Raw genomic sequence first — 25,876 nt, 5'->3', positions numbered from 1 at the left:
GATCCTCAGCTCAACTATATCAAGACTACATGTCAACAGCAACGGCTCTTGTAAAAAAATTAGCCTTGGAGCAAAGACAGGATATATTATGTGAAATCAATAGCCACATATTTGAGGCATTGCAACAGCAGCTTCCCCCACAGTTAATCCATGACGCCATGCCTAGTCAGCTCCAAGAAATCTTAGATAAACTCGGGTTACCAGAGACTTTTATCAAGGAAATGATTTTGTCAACGTCCATTGCCCCGTCAATAGAATCTCCTCGCAAATCCGTATCCTTGTTACGGGTACCTATCATGCTCACACAAGGGATCGTAAACATGATTTATTATATCATCTATACCCTTATGCTCATCGCCGTATTTCTAGTCGTGGCCAAATTTATTGATCCTCAGGGAGTCGGATTCTTCTATGCGCCCAACAAGTTTTTCATATTCGGCAAACTTATTTTACAGCATGAAGAAGCCCTGCGTTACGAACAATTGGGCAATTATTTCATTCCAGCCTTTCTATTTATCATCAGTGGACTTTACTATTCCTCCACGTTAATTTTGAAACTCAAAAAATCTATTCCCCATAAATTATGAAAAGAACCACAGTATTATTGTTCCTCTTAGGAACCCTATCAAGCCCTATTCTCAAAGCCCAGGAATTCACAGCTGTTCGCATGGATAGCCTGATGGCCGCCATGGATAAAAATAATGTCTGGATGGGCAGTATTGCAATCAGCAAAGGCGATCAATTACTCTATCAAAAGGCAATTGGATATGCAGATGTAGCGCAGAAAAAGAAAGCGAACATAAATACGCGTTATGGAATAGGTTCAATCTCCAAAACTTTCACAGCAACACTTGTACTAAAAACAGTTGAGCTCGGAAAACTGAAGTTAGACGAACCAATATCTGCATTCTTTAAAGATATTCCAGACGCTGGAAAAATCACCGTTCGCCAATTGTTAAATCATAGCAGCGGATTACACAATATCACGGATGATAACGATTATTTGACATGGAATACTAAACCACAGACAGAGAAAGAACTTGTTGAACGCATCGTCAAAGGCGGAGCCGACTTTGCTCCCAGCAGTAAACATGCATATAGTAATTCAAACTACATCCTACTTACCTATATCTTAGACAAAGTTTGGAAAAAAGACTATGCTTTTTTATTGAAAGAATACATCTGTAAGCCATTAAACTTGCAAGAGACAACCTTTGGCCGTCCACAAAATAACAGCAGGGATGTTAGCGAATCTTATCGATTCACTCACGAATGGACCCTTGAACCACACACGGACAATTCTGTTCCGCTTGGAGCCGGAGCCGTTTGGTCAACTCCGGCAGATCTGGGCAAATTTTTCAATGGTTTATTTAGCCATAAAATAATCAATGCTGCAAGCCTGGAAGAGATGAAAAAAATAGATCAGGGCTATGGATTGGGTTTATTCCAATTGCCATTCTATGAACATATGGGCTTTGGCCACACAGGTGGTATAGATGGATACTCCTCGGTAGCTGGTCATTTTGATGATGGTAATTATAATGTCGCTATCATTAGCAATGCCAACAATTATAATAATAATGAAATATTAAAGTTCAGCCTTGGCGAGCTTTATAAAAAACCTTTTCCACTTCCTGATCTTGCGGAAATACAATTGACAGAGGAAGAAATTTCAAGCCTCGTCGGCGAATACAAAAGCGAACAGCCTCCTATTCAGATAAATATTACGAGAGAGGGCAACAAGGTGCTGGGTCAAGTTGTCGGTCAGCCGGCATTTCAACTGAAACCCAAGGATAGAAATACGCTGGTCCAACCGCAATTTGGCGTAAAAATAGTTTTCGAACGTAGCGAAAACAAAATGACACTCTACCAAAATGGGCATACTCTTGTATTGAAGAAATAATGAGATACTGCGGTTAACTAATGTAAAGATTCATGGCCTTTATTTAGCACTATCTTACATTTTTCATTAGGTAGTTATGAAGTTTATATCGACATCCTCAATGAGGACCGAGGCTCTCGTCATCACGCAGTATCGCTAAAAGAGCAGCGGTTGAACTAAACCGCTGCTCTTCTAACTACTGTGTTTTACAATTTTTCCAAATAGAAATCATCACCATACACCGTACCGCTCAAGGGTTTATAGAAATAGACCGTAGCAGTAGTATTATTGGCTCCAGTTGTAAAAGTTACCGAATTATTGGAGTAGCTGGTCGTACCTATAGTCGCATCGATCGCAGTTCCCCCATAATTTTTGACACCAATACTGACCGACTGGCCAGCTGCAGACACTTTGGCGTAGCCACCGAACCGATAGGTCGTATTTGGCGTTAAACCGGTCAGGTATTGTTCAATGGATGTCTCTCCGCCTGTTTCGCGGATACATTTGGTTCCTGTCCGGGCATCGGTGGAAACAACCGATGATCCACCGCCCCATGTTGTCCATGGATAGATGACACCGCTTTCGAAATCGCCATTACTAAATAAAGGCAGCTTATATACACGTACGTAATCCACCTGCATACTAAAGGGCAAGTCAGCATTTGTGATCGCCCCTGGCCATCCCGCTCCACCAGCCTGATTTAGAATCAGATAAAAAGGAACATCAAATGGCCATTGCTGCGTCCCCCCACCGGAAACTCTTGCGTAGGTATACTGCAATACATTGTTGATGTAAAATCGAATGTCGTTCGGACTCCAGATCATTGTATATAGATTGTAATCTGTCGTATTATAGGTGGCAGATTTCGATGCTGTGCTCCCACCATTTGCATTGGTAACTGAGCCATTATGGATCGTATGGTACATCACACTTTCGTTGTTGACATGCTCCATAATGTCAATTTCACCACAGCTAGGCCAGCCGCCATACGCTGTAGCGGGTTCGGGCATCATCCAAATAGCAGGCCATGAACCTCTTCCTTGTGTAAATTTAGCCCTCACTTCAACTTTTCCATAAGTCATACTAAATTTCCCCATCGACTTAACTCCTCCAGCATGATAAGCAACAGGATCTCCGGCTACAACGGCATTATCCATACGCAATACGAGATTGCTCCCATCTTGGGAGGCATAAGCTGGCAAGGAGGTCATATACTTATTCCATGCGACAGTGCCCCTGTCAGCATAAGACCATTTTGTGGAATCAAATCCCCCACTACTATTAAACTCATCCGACCAGATCAATTCGTAATCTGTTGTCGCTACGGTAGTCGCATTTAATAGCTTAGTCGAGGCCTTCGCCTTACTTACTTCCGGAATCGGATTTTTTGTTGCTGTAAAGTCTTTTTTGCAGGCAAAAATAGACAGGCTAGTTGCGATTAGGCTCAGCACCAGCCAAAATTTGGTTTTTCTCATTTAGTTTTGGATTATTGGTTTTATTTAAGTTTATATCGTTATTTGACAGCTTGTGGAGCAAGCTGCATAATAATCGAAGATTCATTTTTTTCTTTCATTCCTTCCTGTTTTAACCAAAAGGAAGAAATGAAAGAAAATGCATATTATATCGATAACACAATGTGCCCGATTACTTAAAATTTACGGGCAAAAAGACAATTTTGCTGTAATTTTCTTTTTCAAATAAAACGCCGAGTTTATTTTTATTTAAAAGTACTAAATCGGAATAAGCGGCATAATCCCCTTTCACACCCTCCGGCGCTTTGGCCACAACCTGATTAAAATACCATGTTTTGCCCTGATCATTACTTAATCGAACGGTTAGATTGTCTCTTCTATCGGTTGATGCAGCATTACACACAGCCAATATATATTTTCCTTTCTTTTGCCAGGAAAGCACTGAACCCTGGTTGACCGGATCGGGTAAGTTTTTATCATAATAGGTTGTATCCCAAGTAACCCCACCATCATTTGAATAAGACACAATCCTCGATTTGACATTACCTTGCTGATTACGGGAATTCATATACAGCCCTGTATGCGATATCTGCGCAGCCATTGTCTCATTTGATCCCTCAAATTTCACGCTTGCCCCTATCTTGAATGTCTTTCCATGATCGTCCGAGTAATACGAATGCGCAAAATAGTCCTTGCCATTTTCTTTCGGATTTCCTTCAGAATGGTTAGCAGGAATATAAATACGTCCTCTAAACTTACCAGAATCAAATTGTAAAGCATGTCCGGGCGTATTTGCGTAAGTCCGCCAGTCTTCCTTAAAAATATATTGTGCATTTACGGATGGTTGATTGGGACGATGCGTCTCAAGCGTTATGTTTTCTGGATTAGACCAGGTCTTACCACCGTCGGTCGAACTAATTGACCAACATTCTCGCAAACCATTTCCTTTACGGACTTCTCCCTCATGATTATTACCCGTATTATAAAAAAGAAACAGGCGTCCTTTCGGATATGCCGGATCCAATAGATCCACTACCGGAGCTGGATTTCCGACCTGCAAATTATCATTGTCAACAGCAACTTGCAATGGGCCCCATGTTTTTCCATTATCCTGACTAATTTTATAAACAATATCTACATTACCAAAATCGCCGGCATGATCCACCCTACCTTCTGCAAAAGCAATTAACTGTCCGCTTCTATCCTTTACAATAGCAGGTATGCGGTAGCTTTTATAGCCATCTTCGCCTGAAACAAATACACTCACTTCCTGAGCGTGGCAAATTCCTGCCAACAGTGCAAATACCAACATTGTCCCTAATTTCTTCATATCTATATAAGTTTTATTGTTAATTCTATTTAAAAAAATGCATCTGTGTTAATACAATGCGATCGGTTATTTATTACTCCCTTTCAATCGGTAGGCAAGTAAACATCCATTTTAGTGGATTTTGCCAATCTTTCCCATTTAATTTTCCCACAGGAAGTTTCACCACAACTGTATTCCAGCCTTCCTCCAGCAGAATAATGCTTGGACTTCGGTAGCTGTAACCTTCATCAACCAATGGGAGCTCCAAATTTCCTTTTTGGCCAGCATGTTGCCAATTCGGTGGAAGCACTTCACGCCCGTTCACCCAAATTTTGCTCATTCTATCGTCCCAGGTTCCCAAATTTGGTGAATCACTGGCATATGAACGGGAGAGGTCGTTAAAACCGATCCAAAAACTTTGGTTTCCCCCTCTTTCACTCCATACTTTGCTCACAGCATATACGGTACTATTTTCAAGCGGCCGATCAATAGCCCCTTTTACGACATCAGCCCACCAATGGCGTAATACGATAGTTCCACCATAAAACTCACCGATCTTTTTTAAATTGGTAAATTTTCCTGTCGCTTCATTTTTTAAGACCATGCTCAGATCACCCTTATTTTCCACAGGCCCATACAACATCCATTTTTGCCCACTTTGTGCGTAATACGGAAAAATAAAATCTTTAAAATACAATCTTTTATGTTGGAGCAAACGCTTTTCAAATTCAACAAATTGAGCTAATCCCTTTACATCCGTTTTGATATTACTACGCCATTCAAAATCTCCTCCTCCTCGCCAGCTTCGTTCCGCAAAAGTCAGCAAAGCCGGGTAAACTGCATTCTGATGGAATACATCACGTTCATGATGGACTGCACGATCGGGCCAGGAACATAACGTCGCACCCATTAACTTTTCATTTTCTGACGATTGACCACCTAATTCCCTATAGAACAAGGTCGTCACCGTTTCCAAAGGATCCATATGATTGATATACAAATGCTTTGAGTCAATCACTTCAAAAGGTGAGTCATTGGTAATAGCCTGTGGTCCACCCATCCAAAGCTGGCGGATTGTGTGTGCCTGCAAATTACCACCAGGCTCCCAGCCGATGGTTTTTAGACCTAAGTCCTCCGTCCATTTTGTCATGATCGGCAAAAATGTTTGGTTGTGAATTTTCACCTCATCCCCCCCAATATGCAGATAAGGTAGCCCGGGATAGGTGGTAGCAAATTCCTTCACTAGTTCTTTGATGATCGCTATGCCGCTATCGCTCTGCATATCGGTTTTAAAAGAACGGCGAAATGCTGCGGAATGCCCTGGCATATCAATTTCGGGTACGAGCTGAATATGGCGATCATGACAATACCGGATCAGCTGCTGCATATCGTCGACTGTATAATACTTTCCCTTCCAACGCTCCATATTTGCAGAGTCGGTCAAACCGGGATATTTTTTACTGATCAGTCGCCATGCAATATCCTCTGTGAAATGAAAGTGAAAAATATTCAGCTTATACCGCGCCATCATATCGATCTGCTCCTTCAACACCTGCATAGACTGAAAATTTCTTCCCACGTCTACCAAGTAGCCACGCCAACGAAAAGATGGATAATCTGTAATGACGCAATACGGCAACTTACCATCGCTGTCTCCCAGTTGACGCAAAGTTTGCAGGGCGTAGAAAACCCCTTTACTCGCTCGGGCTTCAATGTTTACTCCCCTTTTATCTATAACGATGCGATAGCCTTCCAAAGAAGACGAGGGAAGTTTCATTTCTTTATTGCAACTAATCGTTATAGCTATATTTTCTTTACTATCGAAGTCTATGCGCCTTACATCCCAATCGCTTAGCAGTGCTGTCAAAGTCTGTCTACCTGTAGTTGACACTTCTCCTTTGGTGCGTACGCAGACCACTTGTTTGACCTGGTAATACCCGGTTTTCCAGATAACAGACTGCGGCATGGGAAGCAAAGGTCTGATAGTTTCGGACATACCATATAGCGGAGAGATCATCATGACAATCATCATCAGCCTTTGGAGGAACTTAGTTGTCGCTACAGTTTGTCGCATCATGTTATCCCTTAATCGTATTAAATTCCTGTAGTATTTGCATACAATACCACTCTTGACGAGGAAGATGGAATGGTCCTTTAAATAAATTACCTTTTGCCGTCTGCGCAATCTTCCCATCACGATGCAGATAGCCATACCATTCACCATTGATTTTATCATGAAAATGATCATAGGCATACTGATTGATCTGCTGATGCCAACTTTTATATTTCTCATTTCCGGTCATTAGGTAAGCGAGTAATGTTGCTATAATAGTTTCATTCTGCGGCCACCAAAACTTCATATCCTGCCAATATTCTTGTACCGGCTTTCCATAGACATCCCGAAAGTACAGTATACCACCATATTCTTTATCCCAGCCGCGCTCCCACATATAATCGAGCATACGACAGCCCAGGTCAATCAGATGCGGATCGTTCGCCCGATATTTCGCTTCATGCAAGATAAACCACGCTCCTTCGATGGCATGTCCGGGGTTGAGTGTGCGCCCGTCAATATGATCAACAATTTCACCTTCAGGTCCCACTTGTTCCATCACACAGCGGATATCATCTTTTACAAAATCACGTTCTATCTGCGCGATAAAATTACTGATAACGAAATCACAGCGTGGATCTCCAATTGTTTCGCGAATTTGCTGTGCGGTATTGATCATAATCATCGGCACACCGATCCCTTTCATTGGCCTGGTCTGTTCGTATTTTGGTTCCACCAATCTTTCTCCCTGTGCATAAGCCAGACAAATTCCAAACAGCTCATGTGCTTCCGCAGCAATACCGGCATCTCCCGTCGCTTTTGCATAGGCTGTAAAGGCGATTGCCGCAAAAGTCTCCGAAAAGAAATAACGACGCATACGAATTGGGTTACCGATGCGGTCTACATGAAAATACATTTTGCCGTTTGCATCAAAACAATGTTTCTTCAAAAATTCATAGCCTATCCGGGCCCCTTCCAGCCATTCCTCTTTTTGCTCAACCGTATTGTAAAGTGTGGCCAGCAACCAGCATGCCCTTCCCTGTATCCACACGGCTTTATCTGTATCAATCAAATCCCCATCATGATCACGCATAAATAGATAGCCGCCACATTCATGGTCAATCGATCGTGGAAACCAAAATGGTACAGTGTCTTTTAAAAGCTGATCACGATAAAAAACTTCCAACTCCTTCAAGTAATCAGTGTCTATTATATTTGCGGTATCTTTTATACTTGTCTGTTTCATCTGTTCTAGTTTTTGAGTCAATTTATTTATGTTTAGTTGATCGTCTTATGTTTAGTTGATCGTCAAATCAAAAGTGGACACCGGCGTTCCAATTTCATTTTGAAGATTTGCCCTGCTAAAAGGTTCATATCCATACAGGATTTTGGTGAATTGGAAATTCGGCTTAACGATTTGGACGACATTGCCCGATAGGATATTTGCATTTACATCAGAAATTTTCCCCTTATTGTCCATTACCTGAAAACCTTTCACAGGCGCATTCCCTGGGGTTATTAATTTTATACAATGATCAAATGTCAATAACAGCTTATCATCGCGAAGCGCATACCTGACCAGATCAGGATGATCTGCATTCAATTCAACACCATATACATGTTTACGCACTAAATTTGCCAACCTTCGGCCTACCACAATCTTTTCACGGGGATGTACATCCAAAGAATCACCTACATCGATCGTTACGGCCATGTATGTACCAGCAATGGCTTTCTCCAGTAAGCGTTGTGAGTTTCTAAAATCACCCCATGAAGGTCTATCTATACTTGTGAGCTGAACAAAGAAAAAAGGTAGATCTTGGTGAAAACTCTTCCGCCAGGAGGAAATCAATGTTTTAAAAAGACGTTCGTGAAGTTCTATGTTATGCGCATTGCTCTCACCTTGATACCACAGTATACCTTTCAATCCTGTGCTCAACCATTTGCTGACACCCGCTTCAAAATTGTAAGCTGGTTGATACGGATGGCGTTGATTTTTCACCTTTGAAACTGCTAGATTTTGACTGGCGCGCTCACGGCAGAAATCCTGCAGGAAATCTGATTTTTGCCAGTTGTGAATATAAGAGGCAAGCAAATCGTCGTTTTCCAATGATTTTCGATCAATCCATGATTCGGTATTAGACCCACCTACCGATAGATCAATAATACCAATGGGAATATGCTGTTCGCTGGCGATCTGCTGGGCAAATGAATAAGCAACAGCTGAGAATTGCGCGGCCTCCGCCCCGGTAGCTTGCCGCCAGGCACCGCTGAAAAAGGACAAATCGTTTACTTTCCTTAAGGTCGCGGTATCCCATGCAACAGCATTGGTCTCCACAAGGCTGCGGCATTTAAAAAGGCGCACATTCTTTAAGTGCGGTGCATCTTTGATCAGCTCTTCGCCCTTTGTGGATCCACGAAGTTGAAAAGCCATATTTGATTGTCCCGAAGCTAGGTATACATCGCCAAAAAGAATATTTTTCAACACTATTTTCTCCCTGCCCGAACTCACCGTTATTTCATATGGTCCTCCGGCTTCCATTTTAGGCAACTTTATTTCCCAGAAGCCTTCCGGATTGACTTGGGTCTTATAGTTTTTCTTATTAAATGCAACAGTGATCTCATCGGCGGCAGTACCTTTACCATAGATGCTATTTTCCCAATTACGTTGGAGTACCATATCCGAACCGATGGTTTCGGCCACTTGCAAATCTTGGAGAACAGGGATCAATACATGCGCGACCTGTTCAGCAATCAATGCAGCTCCTTGCTTATTCGGATGCAAGTAATCGTCAAAAAGATCAATCCGATACCGCAGTGGGCTGTTCAGATCGATCAGTCCCACTTGGTTATTTTTTGCTATCTGCGGTATAAGCGCCTGAATTTGATCATACCAATCGCGTGTCCCGGATAAGAAGCGCGGATGACCACTAAAAATAGGAGTCAATCGACAGATGTAAATTTGTGCTTTGGGATTAACAGATCGTATGGAGTCAATCAGAGTCGCGTAATCCGATGCAAAGGAGTTCTTATAATTTGGCCAGTTTCTCGGATCAGTATCATTGAGTCCCAGGTGTATAATGGCAACATCAGGTTTATAATCCAAGGCTTTTCTGTATTCTTCCGTTTTATAATAAGGTCTATGCCCCTTACGTAAAAGTGTGGCCCCTGAATGACCAAAATTCCTCACTTCAAACCGCTGACCCAGCAAAGCCTGAAGCTGGCCCGGATAAGAGTCCTCTTTAGAATTTCCGAGCCCATAACCAAAGGTTACGGAGTTACCGATACAAGCTACTTTTGTCCGGGGTTGTCCCACTGCAATGGAGATGGAGACCATCAAACCTAAAAGTAGACCTCCTTTTTTTGAAATATAGGTATGCAGCGTGCTGATTAAGGATTTCATTTTCATCATCTATTCATTCAGGAAATAAAAGCGATTACTTCTCCGTTGTTTTGGGTTTGAGAAACAGGAGTTGCAAGAGTAGCGCTAGCAGTACCGCTGCCCCTAATAGTGCAAAGCCTAACCCAAAATGACCTTCATCCTTAAATTTCCCTAACCATTGCGTAATTACTGCTCCAGCAAACACGCCCACCATATTCATAAAACCATAAGCGGTTGCGCGCAATTTTTTAGGAACAACCTGACATAGGATAGGCATATTGTTGGCGTCGAATATGCCGAATCCAATTCCAAAACAGACTGCGGCTCCAACCACCGCAGGTAAGGTCTGGCCTAATCCCAAAAACAATAAAGCTGGTATGGTTAATCCAAGCCCAATTGCACTGGTATAAATGCGGCCGCGGATATGCTTTTGTACCCATCGGTCACTTAGTATTCCGCCGACGATAACTCCAATAAATGATGAGATCGCGATTGTGATGGTCGACAATGGACCAGCTTTGGCCATTGGAATATTCAGGCTATCGGCAAACAAGGTTGGCAACCAATTTTTGATGGCCCAGCCGGGTAAGCTTGGAGCCGCAAAATAAAATAATAGAATCCAAAACGCCACATTGGAAAATAGCAACAATAAACTTTTAGGAAGAGACAATCGTCCTTCCGAAGCAGGCTCCTCGAGGGATGGCTCATGTTTCTTCTCCACAAGCAAGATCGCTAATAGGACCGCATAACATATTCCGATAATTCCAAACCAATGAAAAGCGGTATGCCATCCTTTTGAAGCGGCCAATGTAGCACCAAAACCACCCAAGGCCTGACCTGTATAGAGTCCGGTCATATGTAAGCCAATGGCTAACGATCGATTTTTTCCGGTATGGTAATCCGCGATCAGCGAAAGAGCTGTGGGGATATACAATGCTTCACTAAATCCCATAATCGCCCGTAAAACCAATAGCATTGCATAATCGTGCGCCATCCCCATGCTATACGTTACGGCCGACCACACAAAAAGACTGCCTACGATCAGCCATTTTCTATTACTGCGATCGGCAACGATACCGGCTATAGGACTCATGATACCATAGATGTAAAGAAAAACGGCCATCAATACACCAAAAGTCTCGGCACGCTGCAGCTGTGGAATATCGACCTGCATGGCTTCACGCATAGTTGATAGCATCTGCCGATCCATATAATTCAGCAGAGCTACCCCCCAAAGGAGGGCTACAACGAGCCATGGGTAAAAAGATTTATGTCGTAAAGAAGAGATCATTTCAAGTTTATCAGGTTTATATTAAGTTCTTTATATCTTATTTTTTCAATCCTATTTCTTAGAAAATGTGGCTACTAAAATCTCCGGAGTACGAACGCCCGCCTTAATTTCGCCACTGGGTAAGATGATCATGTCGCCCCAAACAACAGCTGTCGAGGTTACAGGTCCATCCGACGGCAAATCCCCCATCCGCTTCCATTTCGCCAATTTCAGATCATAACGCCATACTGCTCTGCCAAAACCGGGATGATTGATTTGCAATTTATTCTTGGCATCAATCAATTTCTGTCGCTGCGATGGATTTGTTTCCTTTTTAGCATCAAAGATGAGCGCTTCCACCTGATGAAAGGTATTGCCCCGATCTGCACTCAACAACCATATTCCTTGGTCGGGCAATACACAAGCTGTTCCTGCTGCAGCAGGGAAAGGAATGTCCGTCCGTTTGGACCAAGTAGTACCACCATCGGTTGAGCACCACAGTTCATGGTATAATGTTGAAGGGCTCTCTGGATGAGCCTTTCTTCCACCAAGCAGATAAAGGCCATTTTGACTATCAGACAACAATTGCAAATGGGAGACTGCATAGGGTAATTTCCCCACACAGACCCATCCTTTTTCAAGATGTGCTAAATCCAATTTTAACACTTGATCCGATACAGCATCAGGCCTTTCACCACCGGCAATAAAAAGTTTATTTCCATGAACTACCGCTCCCATATTAGCCAATGGAAATGGGAGGTTCGGAAAGTCTGACACCGTAATTTTCTTGGTAGAGCCATCATATTTAATCATTCTACAGGCGGCTGTTTTTCCATCAGGAGTCTCTCCACCGATAACCAGCAATCCATCGGGTAGACTTAGGCTGGCACCATAAGCAACCGCTATAGGAAGACTATCCTGGGCTATTAAGCTCAGTCGTCCCCCTTTTTTTCCGTAAATAAAAACATCTTTTTGGATCTCTTTCGCCCCACCTTCCCAAGGGGGTAAATGCGGGAAATTCGCCCCACCAGCAACCAGGAGACAATCGCCTGTGACACCAGCTATTGGTCCTGCCATACCAATATGCCCCTTTCCATCTTGCGTAGCTGGCAATGTAATGCCTTTATGCCATTCCAATCGACCAACCTGTGCATGAACAGCACCTGTAAACAGTATTCCCACAATAACTCCCATCAAATGTTGTTTTGTCATATCTATTTATTCTTGAACCTACAGTTCAGCCTGTAATCTCCCTCTCGATGTAAGCACTCATGATACTCATCTCGAGAGGGAGATCTATTTTACTGTGCACAAAACGTCTGAAAATTAAGTTTGTTCACATCACTCTCAAAGAGTTCAAATTGCTCCGCAGAAATATTCTTTACGGGTAGTCTAAATGCTCCGCAGTCAAGGCCAATCAATTTCATATACGATTTTCCTACTGAAATACCACCATACTTTCCTAACAATGCGATCATATCGATAGATTGCTGCTGCAAAGCATTAGCTTTTTCAAGATCTCCCCGGTCATAAGCCTCTATAAGCTCAAGATATAAAGGTGCAGCGTAGTTATAGGTACTTCCGACAGCTCCTTTGTTACCCAATACCAAAGCGGACAGCATATTCTCATCTCTTCCCCATAACATATCATACTTCCGATCTGCATAATTCAGACAGCTTAGAAAATCCATAAAATCTTCGTGCGTATATTTGATTCCCTTAAAATTTGGTATTACGCCATCAATTTTCTTCAACAGGTCGATCATCTGGAAGTTTCCACCGGTCAATACCGGGATATGATAATAATAGAAAGCCGTATTCGGGGCTGCACTAGCAATTTCGACACAACATTTTGCCAATTGTTCCACATTAGCAGGTTTGAAATAAGATGGTGAAGTAAATGAAACAACATCTACCCCTGCTTGCTCGGCCAGCCTAGCCAATTGTTGGCATTCTTTGATATTCGTTCCGCCAAGAAGCATCATGAGTGTAAATGCATTATCCTCTTTCGTTAATCTGGCCCAAGCAGTCATGACCGCAACTTTTTCCTCAAAAGTCAACGACACCCCTTCTCCGGTAGAGCCACAAATAAAGGCACCCGTTACCCGATTGCGCTTTAACATCGCATAGTATTGCGGAATCAGCTCAAGATTCAATTCTCCGTTTTCATCGAAAGGAGTAAATGGCGCTGCAATTAATCCTGAGATTTTTTGGTCTAGCATGATCTGTGTATTTAATATTATATTATTTTTTTTTAAATGTAACTAAAACGACGTATAACCTTTTGTTTGAACCAGTAGCCGGTTATTTGTCAACGCATCCCTATTTATTGGCCATAAAAGGCGAAATGATTCTGCTACCGGTAATGATGTATACTTATAAACAAAGCTATCGCCCATTCTTCTCAAATCATACCAATATTTCCCCTCGCCAATAAATTCTAATTTGCGTTCTTTTAAAATTGCTTCCATCGGATCGCTGTCTATCTTCTGATTTGGAAAACCAAAAGTACCTTCGTTGTAATTACTTCCAAAAGCTCTTGCTCGAACCAAATTAATTTCCTCTTTGGGGCTTTCACCCAGTAGCACTTTAGCTTCAGCTAACAGCAAGAGTAAATCCGCATAACGATAGATTGGAAAATCATTCGTAAATGCCCGAGATCCAGCATTTTGTTCACCTTGATATTTTTTCAGGAAACAACCGGCCATATTGAACTTTCCTGTCGCATCTTTTGAATAGGCCGCTTGAATAGATGTGTTTTTACGTTGATCCAAATCATTGTAGTCCCGATACGAACGGATACGAGTCGGTGCACGTAATATTCCACCATAATTTTCAGCAGTTACAGTGAATTTTCTGTTGGAAAGTGAGTCATAATAATTTGCGATAAGGCCAGATTGTGGAACAAAATCGGATATAAAACCTAAAGTCGCTTCATTTAATTGATGACGCGCTACAAAAATCATTTCACTATTACCGCGATTGGTTGAAGAAAATAGACCAGAAAAATCTGATTGCAGAGACAAGGTAAGATTTGATTTTATTTCCGATAAAGCATTTTTGGCTGTTAAAGCAGCATCCTTACCTCCGCCTCGATGTGCATTCCAAAGATTCACTTCTGCTTTAAGCATTAATGTTGCTGATTTTGACCAATACGATTTTGTATTCTTCACGGAGTAATCTGTTCCAAAAGAAGTCAGAGAGCTTTCTAAATCCGAAGTTACAAGCCCTAAAACATCCGAAGCTGGAGAAGCGGCTTTAGCAAGGTTGGTGATATCAATATTTCCAACAGGCTCTGTTTGCAGGACAACATCTCCCCAGGAACGATACAGCTGAAAATAGTAGAATGCACGCATTCCATAAGCAATCCCTAAATAGTAACCTTTATTTTGAGCGGTCACAATATCAGTCGTATTAAGTTTGCTGATCAACAAATTTATCTGATTGATGTTTTCGTAAAAAGCCCCGAAATTGCTCACCCCCGGATTATCGAGATCCAAATTATGATTCCACATTCTTTCCAACCCTTGCGGAGCTTCCCCTGTAAAAGACGATGTCGTTCCGGGATCATTGCCAAAGACCTCCCCCTGGTATTCACCCAGAAGTACAAATGCGCGCTCATGGTTCCGAAATCTTGCATGTAGACCACTCACAAACGAATCAAACTGATCGGCTGTCTTCCAGTAATTCCCATCACTAATGGTACTCACGGGATTTAACTCTAGATTTTTATTGCAAGAACTTAAGAGGCCTAGTCCCAATACCATTGCCAAGCTCAAGGTTTTTATATTGATTTTCATCGTTTTCAATTTTTAAGATTAAAAGGATAGTTGAACACCTAAGACATAAGATCTTGGTGTGGGATAAGTGCCTAAATATATACCTGTAACCAAATTGTTCGCATCTACTGGCGGTTCAGGCGATGGACCCGAGAATTTTGTGATATAAAAAAGATTAGATCCGGTAAAATAAATCCGTGCATGCGAAAATACCCGCGATTTTTCGAGCAATGATTTGGGCATGTCGTACGAGAGAGTCAACTCACGGAGTGCCAGATAATCTCCTTTTTCATAAAACCTCGAATTGTTGCTATTCAATACCGCATTGGCATTGTTTCCACGTGTATAATTCTGTTTGGAACCACCAACCTGATCCGCAAAATAAACCTTTGGAATGTCTGTTATAGTGTTGGTGGGTGACCAAGCTTGTTTTTGCAGCTCAATATAATTGAATGTGCCCTGATAATTACCCAATGTTCTTGCAACAAGATCATTGTAAATCTTATGTCCCAGCGCAAACTCCCAGTTTGAAAAAAGGCTCAGATTCTTATAACTTAAATTCGTTGTAAATCCGCCCGTCCATTTTGGATTAATATTGCCGATATACACTTGATCACGTGAATCGATAATATCATTTCCATCGACATCCAGCCAATTGACATCTCCAGGAGTAATTCTTCCATTTTTTCCAACAGGGAGATTAGGCCCAGTAATTCCTGCAATATTATCCGTACGGTTTCCGGCAACTGAACTTACCTCAGCATCATCTTTAAATATTGATACTTGTTTATATGCGTAGATATCGCCCAGCGATTGCCCCTCCTGATACCCACCTACCCATTTAACTTGACCCGATGTTGGATCATAGACCTGTAGACCACCTTGACGATTATTTTCGTTTCCATTATTCGGCAGCTCCAGTATTTTATTTTTAACAAATGCGGCATTGGCGCCAATATTCAAATTAATACCATCGGGATTTCTAAGCACGCGAGCTTGTAACCCAAACTCCAGGCCTTTATTTTGTAAAGTTCCTAAGTTGGTATTTATAGACGAGAAGCCGATATAACTAGGCAGAGTCAGATCTGTTAAAAGGTTTTTAGTTTTTCTATTGTAATAATCGAATAGTAAAGTTACGCGGTCTTTCCATAAACCTAAATCTAAGCCTACACCAGTAGTTTTACTCGTTTCCCAAACCAGATTTCCATTTACCGGCTGTGTATTGAGGTATCCAGCGGTTCCATTATAATTGGTTTGCAAGGAATAGGTTCCCTGGACTTCATATCTGCCTAATCCGTTTATATTTCCATTTTCTCCGTAACTCAGTCTAGGCTTCAAAGTTGAAATATACTCCGCTAATTTGGTATTCTTAAAAAATGTTTCTTGATGAACATTCCAGCCTGCAGAAAGACCTGGGAAAAAGCCCCAACGATGGCCATCTGCTAAACTCGATACACCATCCAAACGATATACGGCATTCAACAAATATTTCCCATCATAATCATAAGCCAAACGTCCCATGGACGAAATAATTCTATATTCAGATTTCGAAGATGTGTTATTTCCAGCCACAAAAACAGTCGAAGCATTGACGGTCGGTATATCATCAGTAGGCGCATTCTTCCCATACACCTGCATATAATCTGTTTTTGTATTAAAATATTCCGCACCAAGCATAGCGTTCAGATTATGCTTCTCACCAAATGTCTTGGTATAATTTAAAATACCGTTGAACTGTGTTTGGAAATCGCGATTTATATTGCGATAAGCATCTCTTGAAGTACTGCCTATTGTTTCGGGGTTAGAAAACACATTGGCATAGGTCTGGGTCGATTTTTGGAAGAACTCATTCAATAACTCTTTCATATAGGCATTTCCCGAGACCTTGAGGTATAGACCAGGAATAATATCCCATTTTAGGGAACCGTTTACGACAATGCGATTCGTTTCATTATTTCTCTCCATACGGCTCAACCAATACAATGGATTCCCATCATTGATGCCGTTGCCTGGATTGGGTCTCGTCTTCGCCTCATCAACCCAAGGATTAAATGTTGGCCAAATAGCCAAATTCCGATATAATGCACTTACTTCCGATCCGCCAACGCCATATTGAGAAGCAGTTGACAAATTGACCGAGGTTGCCACCTCCAGATTCGGTTTCAGCTTATATGAACCATTTAGATCTGCAGTATATCTTTTATAGTTGGAGCCCACAATGATTCCATTCTCATCATATGCATCAAATGCAGCGAAATATTTTCCTCGATCGTTACCGCCCGATACATTTACATAATGATCCTTTGTATAGGTATTTCGAAATAAGATATCCTCCACTTCACCCGAATGATCTTTATAAATTATCTGACCACCATACGGATCATCAACAAGTTGCCACCCTTTAGCTAGTAATGGATCCAAGTCAGATGTGTAACGACGAATATCGAAGGAAGATAAATTTGCATTATCAGTCAATAATCCCAGTCCTCTGGAGCTATTAGCTGTCTCAATCGTTTTACCGGCATTTAAATAACCCAAGCGCGTATAATAAATGTAATCCCCAGCATTCATATAACGATACCCCTCACGACGTTGGTTAAAGCCTCCTGTGAATTTATAAGATATATTTGACTGTCCCGATTTACCGGTTTTCGTTGTGATCAAAACTACGCCATTATTTGCGCGAGCTCCATATATTGCCGTTGCAGAAGCATCTTTTAGAAGTTCGATGGATTCAATATTATCCGAACTCACATCATTCATCTCACGAATGACGCCATCTATTACCACTAATGGGGGACTAGAACTTTTAATTGATGCTCCACCGCGCAATTTTAACATAGGCGCCGCCCCGGGTGTACCCGATTTATTCACCACCTGTAATCCAGGTACAGTTCCCTGCAATGCTGTAGCAACATTAGAACGTGGCGTATTTTGCAAAACAGTTTTATCCACTTTAGCGATGGAACCAGTCACACTTCTCCTGTTTTGTGTTCCATATCCAACCACCACAACTTCATCCATTTGCTCAACCTTGGACTCGAGTTTGATATCCAATTGATTTAATTGTCCAACTTTTACTTCATATGGTCTATACCCCGTAGACGTGATGACTAAAATAGTATTGGGATTGGTACTGATTGAGAAAGTCCCATCAGCATTTGTCTGCAAAGATTGGTTGGATCCTTTGACTTTTACAGTCACGTTGCCGAGCAACTCCCCTGTCTTTGCATCGGTAATTTTTCCCCGCACCGCATGGTCTTGTGCCTGGGCTAAAAGCAAATTGCCCATCAAAACAGACAGCGTGAGAAGGGTTCGTAATTTTAGGTTTGAATACATATTGGTTTGTATTAAGTATTACATATATACAAATATATAAATTACTAAATGTAAAAAACAAATTTAAATCAAATTATGTATAACATATTAATCACTTTTATTAATTATCTTTGTCTTAATGCGCCTAATGCGCGATATGTAATATATATGGAACCGAATTCTTCGCTGATAGAACATCTTAATACAATTGATACCTCTTCACTAGTAGACCGTGCTGAAAAAGAAATCATCAATCTTTTTGTCAACCAAGGCTTAAAGGTTGGAGATGCTTTACCTAAGGAAATTGAATTGGCCGAAACCCTTGGTGTAAGTCGTACAGTAGTTCGCGAAGCTATGTTGCGGTTACGTATGGTCGGATTGATCGAATCAAAAAAACATCGTGGGGCCGTTCTAACAAGTCCAGATCTCATAAAACCGCTACGCAAATCACTTTACCCAACCATTATGGAAAACAAGACCTTACAGGATCTTTTTGAAATGCGCATGGTGCTGGAGGTGGGTATGGCGGATATTCTTTTTGAACATATACAGGAAAAAGACATTGAGGAGCTGGAAGCGATCGTTGCCAAGGAACCTATAAATGCAGATAATACAATTTTCGACATTGAAACTGAAGTAGCCTTTCACGGTAAGCTTTATGAAATCACTGGAAATACGATTCTCAAAGATTTCCAGAACATGCTGTTACCTGTTTTTCAATATGTCCATAGCAGCGGCTTACTGACTAGTCCCAGTTCATCGAAAAGCTTTATTTCACACCGAGGCCTAGTTGATATATTGAAGGTCGGCAATGCCGAGGTTTTTCGAAATGCCATGCGCAAACATCTTGACAATCATTATCAGCGACTCTTTTTATATAAGAAATCTATTGGATAATCTGTTTAACATGATTGATTTACAACACTATAAAAAAGCCCAATCATATGATTGGGCTTTTTCTTTAAAGCATCTCCACTTAATCCTTTTACTTGGTTATCGTACAATTTGACACTTTGTTATTCAGACAGCAACAGTACAATGATTCCATGCGGAGGAAGAATGAATTTTGTATTCTGACCAAGGTTTCCTTCATCGCGATGAAGCCATAAATCTCTGACGCGATTTTTTGGAGACAAATTCAGCGCTTTAATATCCAGTTTAAACATCGTTTCTTTGTCCGACCGATTAAGAATTGCAAATGCTTTATGCTTTGGATCTGCCAGATCTTTTTTCCAGACTTCTACCTCACCCGCTTTATGAACGACTTGTGCTTGTTTAAAAGCCTTATCCTGATTCAGAGCTATGAGCTCTTTGTTAGTCAATATAGAAAGTGTCTGTTTCGAGATTTTCCGAAGGTCGTTTCCAGCCATCAAAGGTGAATTCAACATACACCACATCGAGAAATGCGTTTTATCCTCTTCATGAGTCATTCCATTACCCACTTGAAGCATATCCATATCATTATAATGCCCCGGAGAGCTATAGGGATAAAGATTACGATTGAGATCAATAATATGCAACACTGAAGCAAAATTTGGTTGTATATCTTGCGAGATACGCCAAGAATCGACCTGTTTAATGGCCCAGTCACCCGGGAATTGCCAGCGGCAAAGGTTAAAGCCTACATCTAGGCGAACAGCCTTCACTGCCGTTATTATTTTTGTATATTGTTCGCGATCATCTAGCTTCATTTCCAATCCACCACACCAATCCACTTTGATGAAATCAAAATTCCACTCTTTAAAAAATAACTGCGCGTCTTGGTCTTCATGTCCATACATCCCTACCCCGATGCCTTTTGGGTCTTTGTCCCAGATAGAACCACAGGTATTTTTTCCTCCCTCCGAATACAGTCCCGCTTTTAATCCCTTGGAATGAATGTAATCGGATAGGGCCCGCATTCCGCCAGGAAATTTTGAACGGTCTTCGTAAAGTTTTCCCGCTTGGTCACGCCCCCCGAAATACCCGTCATCCACATTGACATAACTGTATCCCGCATCGTGCAAGCCAGTCGCGACCATGGCATCTGCCTGCTCCCGAATCAACTTTTCATCAATATGGATCCGAAAGCTATTCCAGCTGCTCCAACCCATTATTGGTGGTTTTGCCTCTTGACACAACCCTTTTAGACTCCAAGCGCCTACTAAAGCCCCCAAAAGTATACCCTTAAATAACAACTTAAATCTCATAATTGTAGTATAAAAAAGATCTGATCTATCCTTTATTTTCATTTTAATCTGCATCAAAAATACATAGAGACAATGATATGAAAAAGTAAATTCAATCACTTAATTATTTTATGTAATACATAATAATCCTTATCTTAGTCAGCGTTATCACCATCGTGAAATTTACACTATTTTCAAATAGCATAGCTTAAAAAAGCTTGATACATTCAATTTAAACCAAAAAACACAATGAAACTCAGCATCTTTTTATTTGCCGTAATCGCAACACTTCTCTATAAAAATGCTTCTGCACAAAAAAAGCCTAATATCATCATCATTATTTCCGATGATCATGCCTATCAAGCAATCGGTGCCTATGGTTCGAAATATGGGAAAACACCACAGATAGACCGCATCGCTGCTCAGGGTGCCCTATTTAAAAATGCCTTCGTCAACAATTCGATCTGCGGACCATCCCGAGCGACATTATTAACGGGTAAATACAGCCATAAAAATGGATTCAAAGACAATGAAACTTCTGAATTCGACTTTAGTCAGGATCTTTTTGTGAAACAGCTCCAAAACGTAGGTTACAATACCGCTTGGGTGGGTAAAATTCACTTAGGAGACAAACTGCAGGGTTTCAACTATTATGATATTCTTGTTGGACAGGGGACTTATTTTAATCCAGATTTTATCAGCAAAGAGGGCCGCAAACGCACTGAAGGGTATGTATCCGATATCGTAACCGAAAAAGCTATTGATTGGCTCGATACGGTAGACGCTGATAAGCCATTTTGTCTAGTCATCGGTCATAAAGCCACACACCGTACCTGGATGCCAGATCCAAAGGACTTCGGCAGCTACGATACTGTAAATTTCACCTTACCCACTACTTTCTACGACAATTACCAAAGTAGACCTGCAGCCGCATTGCAGGAAATGTCCATTGACAAGGACATGAAAATGGGCTACGATCTCAAAATGTTCAATTCGTTGGAAGACATGATGGCCGACGGTAACTTCAAGCGGATGAACCAAGCTCAAAAGGATAGCTATATCACCTATTATCGGCCCATTTATGAACAACTAAAGCAAGGTAATTTGACGGGCAAGCAACTTTCAGAATGGAAGTTCAGACGTTATATGATTGATTATCTCAATACTGCCCAATCTATGGACCGCAATATAGGGAAAGTACTAGATTATCTGGATCAAAAATCACTCAGTGAAAATACAATTGTAATCTATCTTTCAGACCAAGGTTTTTATATGGGTGAGCATGGTTGGTTCGACAAACGTTGGATGTATGAGGAATCTTTTCGTACCCCAATGGTCATGCGGTACCCAGCCCTATTACGCGCAAAATCGACCATAAACGCCAAAATTGTCAACGCTGATATCGCTCCCACGTTATTGGAGTTAGCTGCTATCAAAAAACCGAAAGACATGCAAGGTGAATCTTTTGTACATGTCCTGAAAAATAACAAAGAGGAACATCGAAAAGAGCTGTTCTATCATTATTTTGAAAATGGAGAACATGCCGTGAGCCCCCATTTTGGTGTTCGTGATGACCGTTATAAATTGATCCGCTATTATAAACGAATCGAAAATTGGGAACTCTTTGACCTTCAAAAGGATCCCAGTGAACTCCATAATGTTTACAAGGATCCTACCTATCAAAGCGTCGTCAAACTGATGAAAAAGAAACTGATCACACAAATGCGCCAATTTGATGACAAAGAAGCAGAAGCTATTTACAAAATCAACATCGACTAATTATGCCATCAGGGTATCCGATTTATTGGATACCCTTTTTTTATTGCTATTCGTTTCTTCGAAATGTTTATTGAAATGCTGCCTATATAGTTAAGTCCAATAGCTCATTGTAAATAGGTTGTTTTGCAGACACATAATCTTAAAAAAATTGCAATAAATAGAATCCGCAATCGATTGTCTTATAAATAAATTTTCATTTATAGTATAATTTTCATTTCTTTAATATAGTATTAAAATGATTTACATAAAATCATTTTAATCACCAATATAGCCAAGACATGCGTACTTAACTTTATGAAAATTTACTTATTTTTAATTTTATTACTCACCACAAATATAGTTCTAGGTCAATCGAAGGGCAAAGTTCTTGGGACTGTATTTTCTCAAAATGCGGAACCATTAGAAAAAGCAACTGTAACGATTCTCAATTCAAAAGACTCTTCCGTAGTTTCCTACCTCCTTACTGACACAAAAGGTAAATTTGAATTTGTTAAAATTCCCACAGGGACCGCATTAACGCTTTTTATTTCACATGTCAATGCAAATCCTTTTCGTAAGGAATTTACTATACCTAACGGAGAAAATTATGATTTCGCTCACTTAAAGCTCGACTCGAAAAGCCTCGATGAAGTAGTCATCAATATTGTTCCCCCCGTACGGATGAATAAAGATACGTTAGAATATAACACCAACTTCTTCAAAACTCGTCCAAACGCCAACGTAGAGGAATTACTCAAAGAACTACCTGGTCTTCAGGTTAATATGGATGGCTCTATTTACTATCAAGGGAAAGAGGTTTCAAAAGTAAAAGTAAACGACAAGGATTTCTTTTCGAGTGACGTACGTATTGCCACACGAAATTTGGATGCTTCTCTTATCAAAACAGTACAGGTGTACCGTGATAAGGGCGAAACAAAAAAAGATAACGAAGACGAAGATAAACTGCCGATTACGATTAACCTAAAATTTAAGAAAGATTTTCTCAAGGCCAGTTTTGGTAAACTTTATGGTAGTGCAGGTACAAGGAGCAGGTATGAGGCCGGTGGTTTATTCAATACATTTAAGGACACACTACAGCTGAGTTTCCTCGGTTTTGGAAATAACATTAACCGCCAGAGTTTTGATTACAATGAATTGAACCAAGAAGCTGGACTTGGACGTGCCGAAAACTATGGATTTGATAATTTTGGAGGTAGGAACTATTCGGGTAAAGCCAACGATATTGGCTTGGGCTTTAATCTCAACAATGACTGGGGAAAGAAGACCAAGCTGAACATCATGTACATGCTGAAATATAATAAAGCTGAAAATCAAAATACCGGCAATCAAATCTCTTTATACGATCAGGAAAAACAATATTCAGCATCCGATTACCAGCAACAGGAGAAATCTGTAGGGCATAATCTCAAAACCCTCCTCCGACATCGCATGGATACAACAGCCTATTTTGAATTTACACCGAATTTGGGTATCAATTCAAAAAACAATTCAACCTTCGGAATGAACCGCTCCTATACGGATCTCAAAAAACTAAATGACGCAACAGGTACGGGCGGAAATAAGGAAAATACCCTGAATTATTCACATGGATTCTATATCGAAAAACAACTCAATAAAAACCACATCGTATCTTTTAGAAATACGATTTCCATCAATACAAATGAAAAGACCGATACGTCCTTCCAAAACACCTATATATATGACACAGCTAAGTCGCGAACTAGTTTATGGTATAAAAACCGAACACAAAATAATTCCAACAACCTATATTTCAGTGCAGCCTATTATAATAAAATAATTAAAAAACTAAACTTTGACTACTACTTTACCTATGTCACTAACCGCCAAGGGCCACAGGAAAGTGTATATATCAACCGCGACAGCACTGGAGAAATGCATGCAGCTCCTTATGAAAATAGCTATCGTTACAAATACCAGGATTATATTACCGGTATTATAGTTTACTGGAGACCCACCAAAGATTTTAACGTAAAGTTTGGAACAGCCTATCAAGTAAAGGTAAATCATTTTGATTTACTTAAAATCAACTCTGCCGAGAAATCATCTTTAGGCTACTGGTTGCCCAATATTAATATACGTTATAAAGATCTAAACCTCGGCTGGTATAAAGATCTCGAGTCTCCCGAGCTCTATGGAATTCAGCAGCTCGTCTTGGATCTAAATCCATTATATACACGAAAGACATCCTTTATATTCAACAATATCGAAAAACAGAATGTCAGTATATCATACTATAAGTATACGTCGAAGTTACAGTTTAATGTAAATGGAAATATCAATTATGTCAATAACAGCATCGGGTCCCGTAGCTGGCGAAACAACAATACAGGACAAATGACCACCCAGATGTTTCTCGCTGGCTCAAAATATAACTATAGTGCCTATACTTACCTGAGATACAACCTAAAAGCCAGTAAAAATTGGTCATTCTATCTATCGCAAAACAACAGTATCTATACCTATGAAAATTATAGTTCCATTAATGATGTTGATAATAAAGGGACCAATATAGGGATCAATGCCAGCCAACAATTTTCCGCGACGTGGAAAAACCTAGTGACGATATCACCACAGTATACCTATTCTTGGAACAAGAACATAAATTCGGTAAAAGATAACCCCGACTTTATTGAATCAACTTCTTCAATCCGTAAAATTGGTGCAGGATTGAATATTAATCCGATCCACGGATTTTCGCTGGAATCAACATACTCCTTAGATAACCGGGCTAGCGGATTGAGCGGCAGAAAAAACTACCATATCTTAAATGCGTCTGTCTATTATACCTTTAAAAATAATTCACAGCTAAAATTGACCGGCTTTGATATATTGAATCAGAATACCCAAAATTATTGGGGCAGTCAAGGCAACGTAACATATTTTAGGAATTCACTTACATTGAAACAATATTTTATGTTGGGCTATGTCCATAAATTTAATATTATCAAAACAAAGAAATAGATCTGGTAAAAAGCTGAACCTTGCTTATAACAACAATAAAAATGATCATTACAATCTTTCAATATTCGATATCTTACTTTTCATTTCTTCAAGTTCAGCACGCGATAAACGTTGCTTTTCAGAATAGCTATCTGCATGTTGCTCCCGCAATTTGCGTAGATCCTTTCGGCTATCTGCTTCATAATCGTTTAGGTCAAAGGTAACAGAGTCGGTCGTTAAATTGGCGATACGATAAAGCGTACGCATCGTTTTTCCATCTTTTGTATAGGAAACCTCATACACATCACCCACCTTTGGATCTTTCAGGTATTTCTCCTTCTTTTTTGCACCGTAAATTCCTGCTATAACAATAGCAGATACAAAAAGCCCAATCAGAACTAAGCCCGCAAAATATCCAAAAGGTGTTTTACGGATAGCTCCCGAAGATATGGCCTGAAGTGTTTGTGGGTTGATTTCACGTTGGTAACTCAACTTTTTGCAAT

The 25,876-nt window shown here is 40.6% G+C and carries 17 protein-coding genes; 5 read left to right on the top strand and 12 right to left on the bottom strand.

Going from position 1 to position 25,876, the window contains the following annotated elements; all coding sequences use genetic code 11:
- Positions 1 to 29: 29 nt before the first annotated feature.
- Positions 30 to 587: a hypothetical protein gene (locus tag BV902_RS06665; RefSeq protein WP_157625920.1), complete on the top strand. Its 558-nt coding sequence runs from the start codon at positions 30 to 32 to the stop codon at positions 585 to 587.
- Positions 584 to 1,903 carry a serine hydrolase domain-containing protein gene (locus BV902_RS06660; protein WP_075991257.1) on the top strand — a complete coding sequence of 440 codons (1,320 nt, stop codon included), beginning with the start codon at positions 584 to 586 and terminating at the stop codon, positions 1,901 to 1,903. Before BV902_RS06665 ends, BV902_RS06660 begins: the two co-directional genes overlap by 4 nt.
- A 185-nt stretch (positions 1,904 to 2,088) precedes the next feature.
- Here the strand turns inward: BV902_RS06660 and BV902_RS06655 are convergent, their stop codons facing one another.
- The 10 genes from BV902_RS06655 to BV902_RS06610 all read right to left on the bottom strand — a co-directional run bounded on the left by BV902_RS06655 (position 2,089) and on the right by BV902_RS06610 (position 18,486).
- Positions 2,089 to 3,357: a family 16 glycosylhydrolase gene (locus tag BV902_RS06655; RefSeq protein ID WP_075991256.1), complete on the bottom strand. Its 1,269-nt coding sequence runs from the start codon at positions 3,355 to 3,357 to the stop codon at positions 2,089 to 2,091.
- Positions 3,358 to 3,526: 169 nt separating this feature from the next.
- Positions 3,527 to 4,684 carry a sialidase family protein gene (locus tag BV902_RS06650; RefSeq protein WP_075991255.1) on the bottom strand — a complete coding sequence of 386 codons (1,158 nt, stop codon included), beginning with the start codon at positions 4,682 to 4,684 and terminating at the stop codon, positions 3,527 to 3,529.
- 73 nt (positions 4,685 to 4,757) lie between these two features.
- Complete coding sequence (locus tag BV902_RS06645) at positions 4,758 to 6,740, bottom strand: family 20 glycosylhydrolase (protein ID WP_172840651.1); 1,983 nt, start codon at positions 6,738 to 6,740, stop codon at positions 4,758 to 4,760.
- A gap of 1 nt (position 6,741) precedes the next feature.
- Complete coding sequence (locus BV902_RS06640) at positions 6,742 to 7,962, bottom strand: AGE family epimerase/isomerase (protein WP_083663499.1); 1,221 nt, start codon at positions 7,960 to 7,962, stop codon at positions 6,742 to 6,744.
- A 51-nt stretch (positions 7,963 to 8,013) separates the two neighbouring features.
- On the bottom strand, positions 8,014 to 10,119 hold the full coding sequence (locus BV902_RS06635; RefSeq protein ID WP_075994651.1) for a GDSL-type esterase/lipase family protein: 2,106 nt from the start codon (positions 10,117 to 10,119) through the stop codon (positions 8,014 to 8,016).
- Positions 10,120 to 10,153: 34 nt separating this feature from the next.
- Positions 10,154 to 11,389 (bottom strand): MFS transporter, encoded by a 1,236-nt coding sequence (locus BV902_RS06630; protein WP_075991254.1) that lies wholly within the window; start codon positions 11,387 to 11,389, stop codon positions 10,154 to 10,156.
- 51 nt (positions 11,390 to 11,440) lie between these two features.
- A complete protein-coding gene (locus tag BV902_RS06625; RefSeq protein ID WP_075991253.1) occupies positions 11,441 to 12,580 on the bottom strand; it encodes a hypothetical protein in 1,140 nt (379 codons plus the stop codon).
- 89 nt (positions 12,581 to 12,669) lie between these two features.
- Entirely contained in the window at positions 12,670 to 13,590 is a 921-nt protein-coding gene (locus BV902_RS06620; RefSeq protein ID WP_075991252.1) for a dihydrodipicolinate synthase family protein, read from the bottom strand.
- A gap of 42 nt (positions 13,591 to 13,632) precedes the next feature.
- Positions 13,633 to 15,168: a SusD family outer membrane lipoprotein NanU gene (nanU, locus tag BV902_RS06615; RefSeq protein ID WP_145328185.1), complete on the bottom strand. Its 1,536-nt coding sequence runs from the start codon at positions 15,166 to 15,168 to the stop codon at positions 13,633 to 13,635.
- An 18-nt stretch (positions 15,169 to 15,186) separates the two neighbouring features.
- Entirely contained in the window at positions 15,187 to 18,486 is a 3,300-nt protein-coding gene (locus BV902_RS06610) for a SusC/RagA family TonB-linked outer membrane protein (RefSeq protein WP_075991251.1), read from the bottom strand.
- 147 nt (positions 18,487 to 18,633) lie between these two features.
- On the opposite strand from BV902_RS06610, the gene BV902_RS06605 reads away from it, so the two are divergent.
- Positions 18,634 to 19,362, top strand: a complete 729-nt coding sequence (locus BV902_RS06605) for a FadR/GntR family transcriptional regulator (protein ID WP_075991250.1) — start codon at positions 18,634 to 18,636, stop codon at positions 19,360 to 19,362.
- A 119-nt stretch (positions 19,363 to 19,481) separates the two neighbouring features.
- Here the strand turns inward: BV902_RS06605 and BV902_RS06600 are convergent, their stop codons facing one another.
- Positions 19,482 to 20,654 (bottom strand): glycoside hydrolase family 27 protein, encoded by a 1,173-nt coding sequence (locus BV902_RS06600; protein ID WP_075994649.1) that lies wholly within the window; start codon positions 20,652 to 20,654, stop codon positions 19,482 to 19,484.
- A gap of 228 nt (positions 20,655 to 20,882) precedes the next feature.
- On the opposite strand from BV902_RS06600, the gene BV902_RS06595 reads away from it, so the two are divergent.
- Complete coding sequence (locus BV902_RS06595) at positions 20,883 to 22,412, top strand: sulfatase family protein (RefSeq protein WP_075991249.1); 1,530 nt, start codon at positions 20,883 to 20,885, stop codon at positions 22,410 to 22,412.
- A 294-nt stretch (positions 22,413 to 22,706) separates the two neighbouring features.
- Positions 22,707 to 25,394: a carboxypeptidase-like regulatory domain-containing protein gene (locus tag BV902_RS06590; RefSeq protein WP_075991248.1), complete on the top strand. Its 2,688-nt coding sequence runs from the start codon at positions 22,707 to 22,709 to the stop codon at positions 25,392 to 25,394.
- 48 nt (positions 25,395 to 25,442) lie between these two features.
- Here the strand turns inward: BV902_RS06590 and BV902_RS06585 are convergent, their stop codons facing one another.
- Entirely contained in the window at positions 25,443 to 25,865 is a 423-nt protein-coding gene (locus BV902_RS06585) for a hypothetical protein (RefSeq protein WP_237241996.1), read from the bottom strand.
- Positions 25,866 to 25,876 lie beyond the last annotated feature (11 nt).

The organism is Sphingobacterium sp. B29, from assembly GCF_001952815.1.
Lineage (GTDB): Bacteria > Bacteroidota > Bacteroidia > Sphingobacteriales > Sphingobacteriaceae > Sphingobacterium > Sphingobacterium siyangense.
Note: the sequence above shows the minus strand (reverse complement) of the source record. Positions and strands in the feature narration are given on the sequence as shown.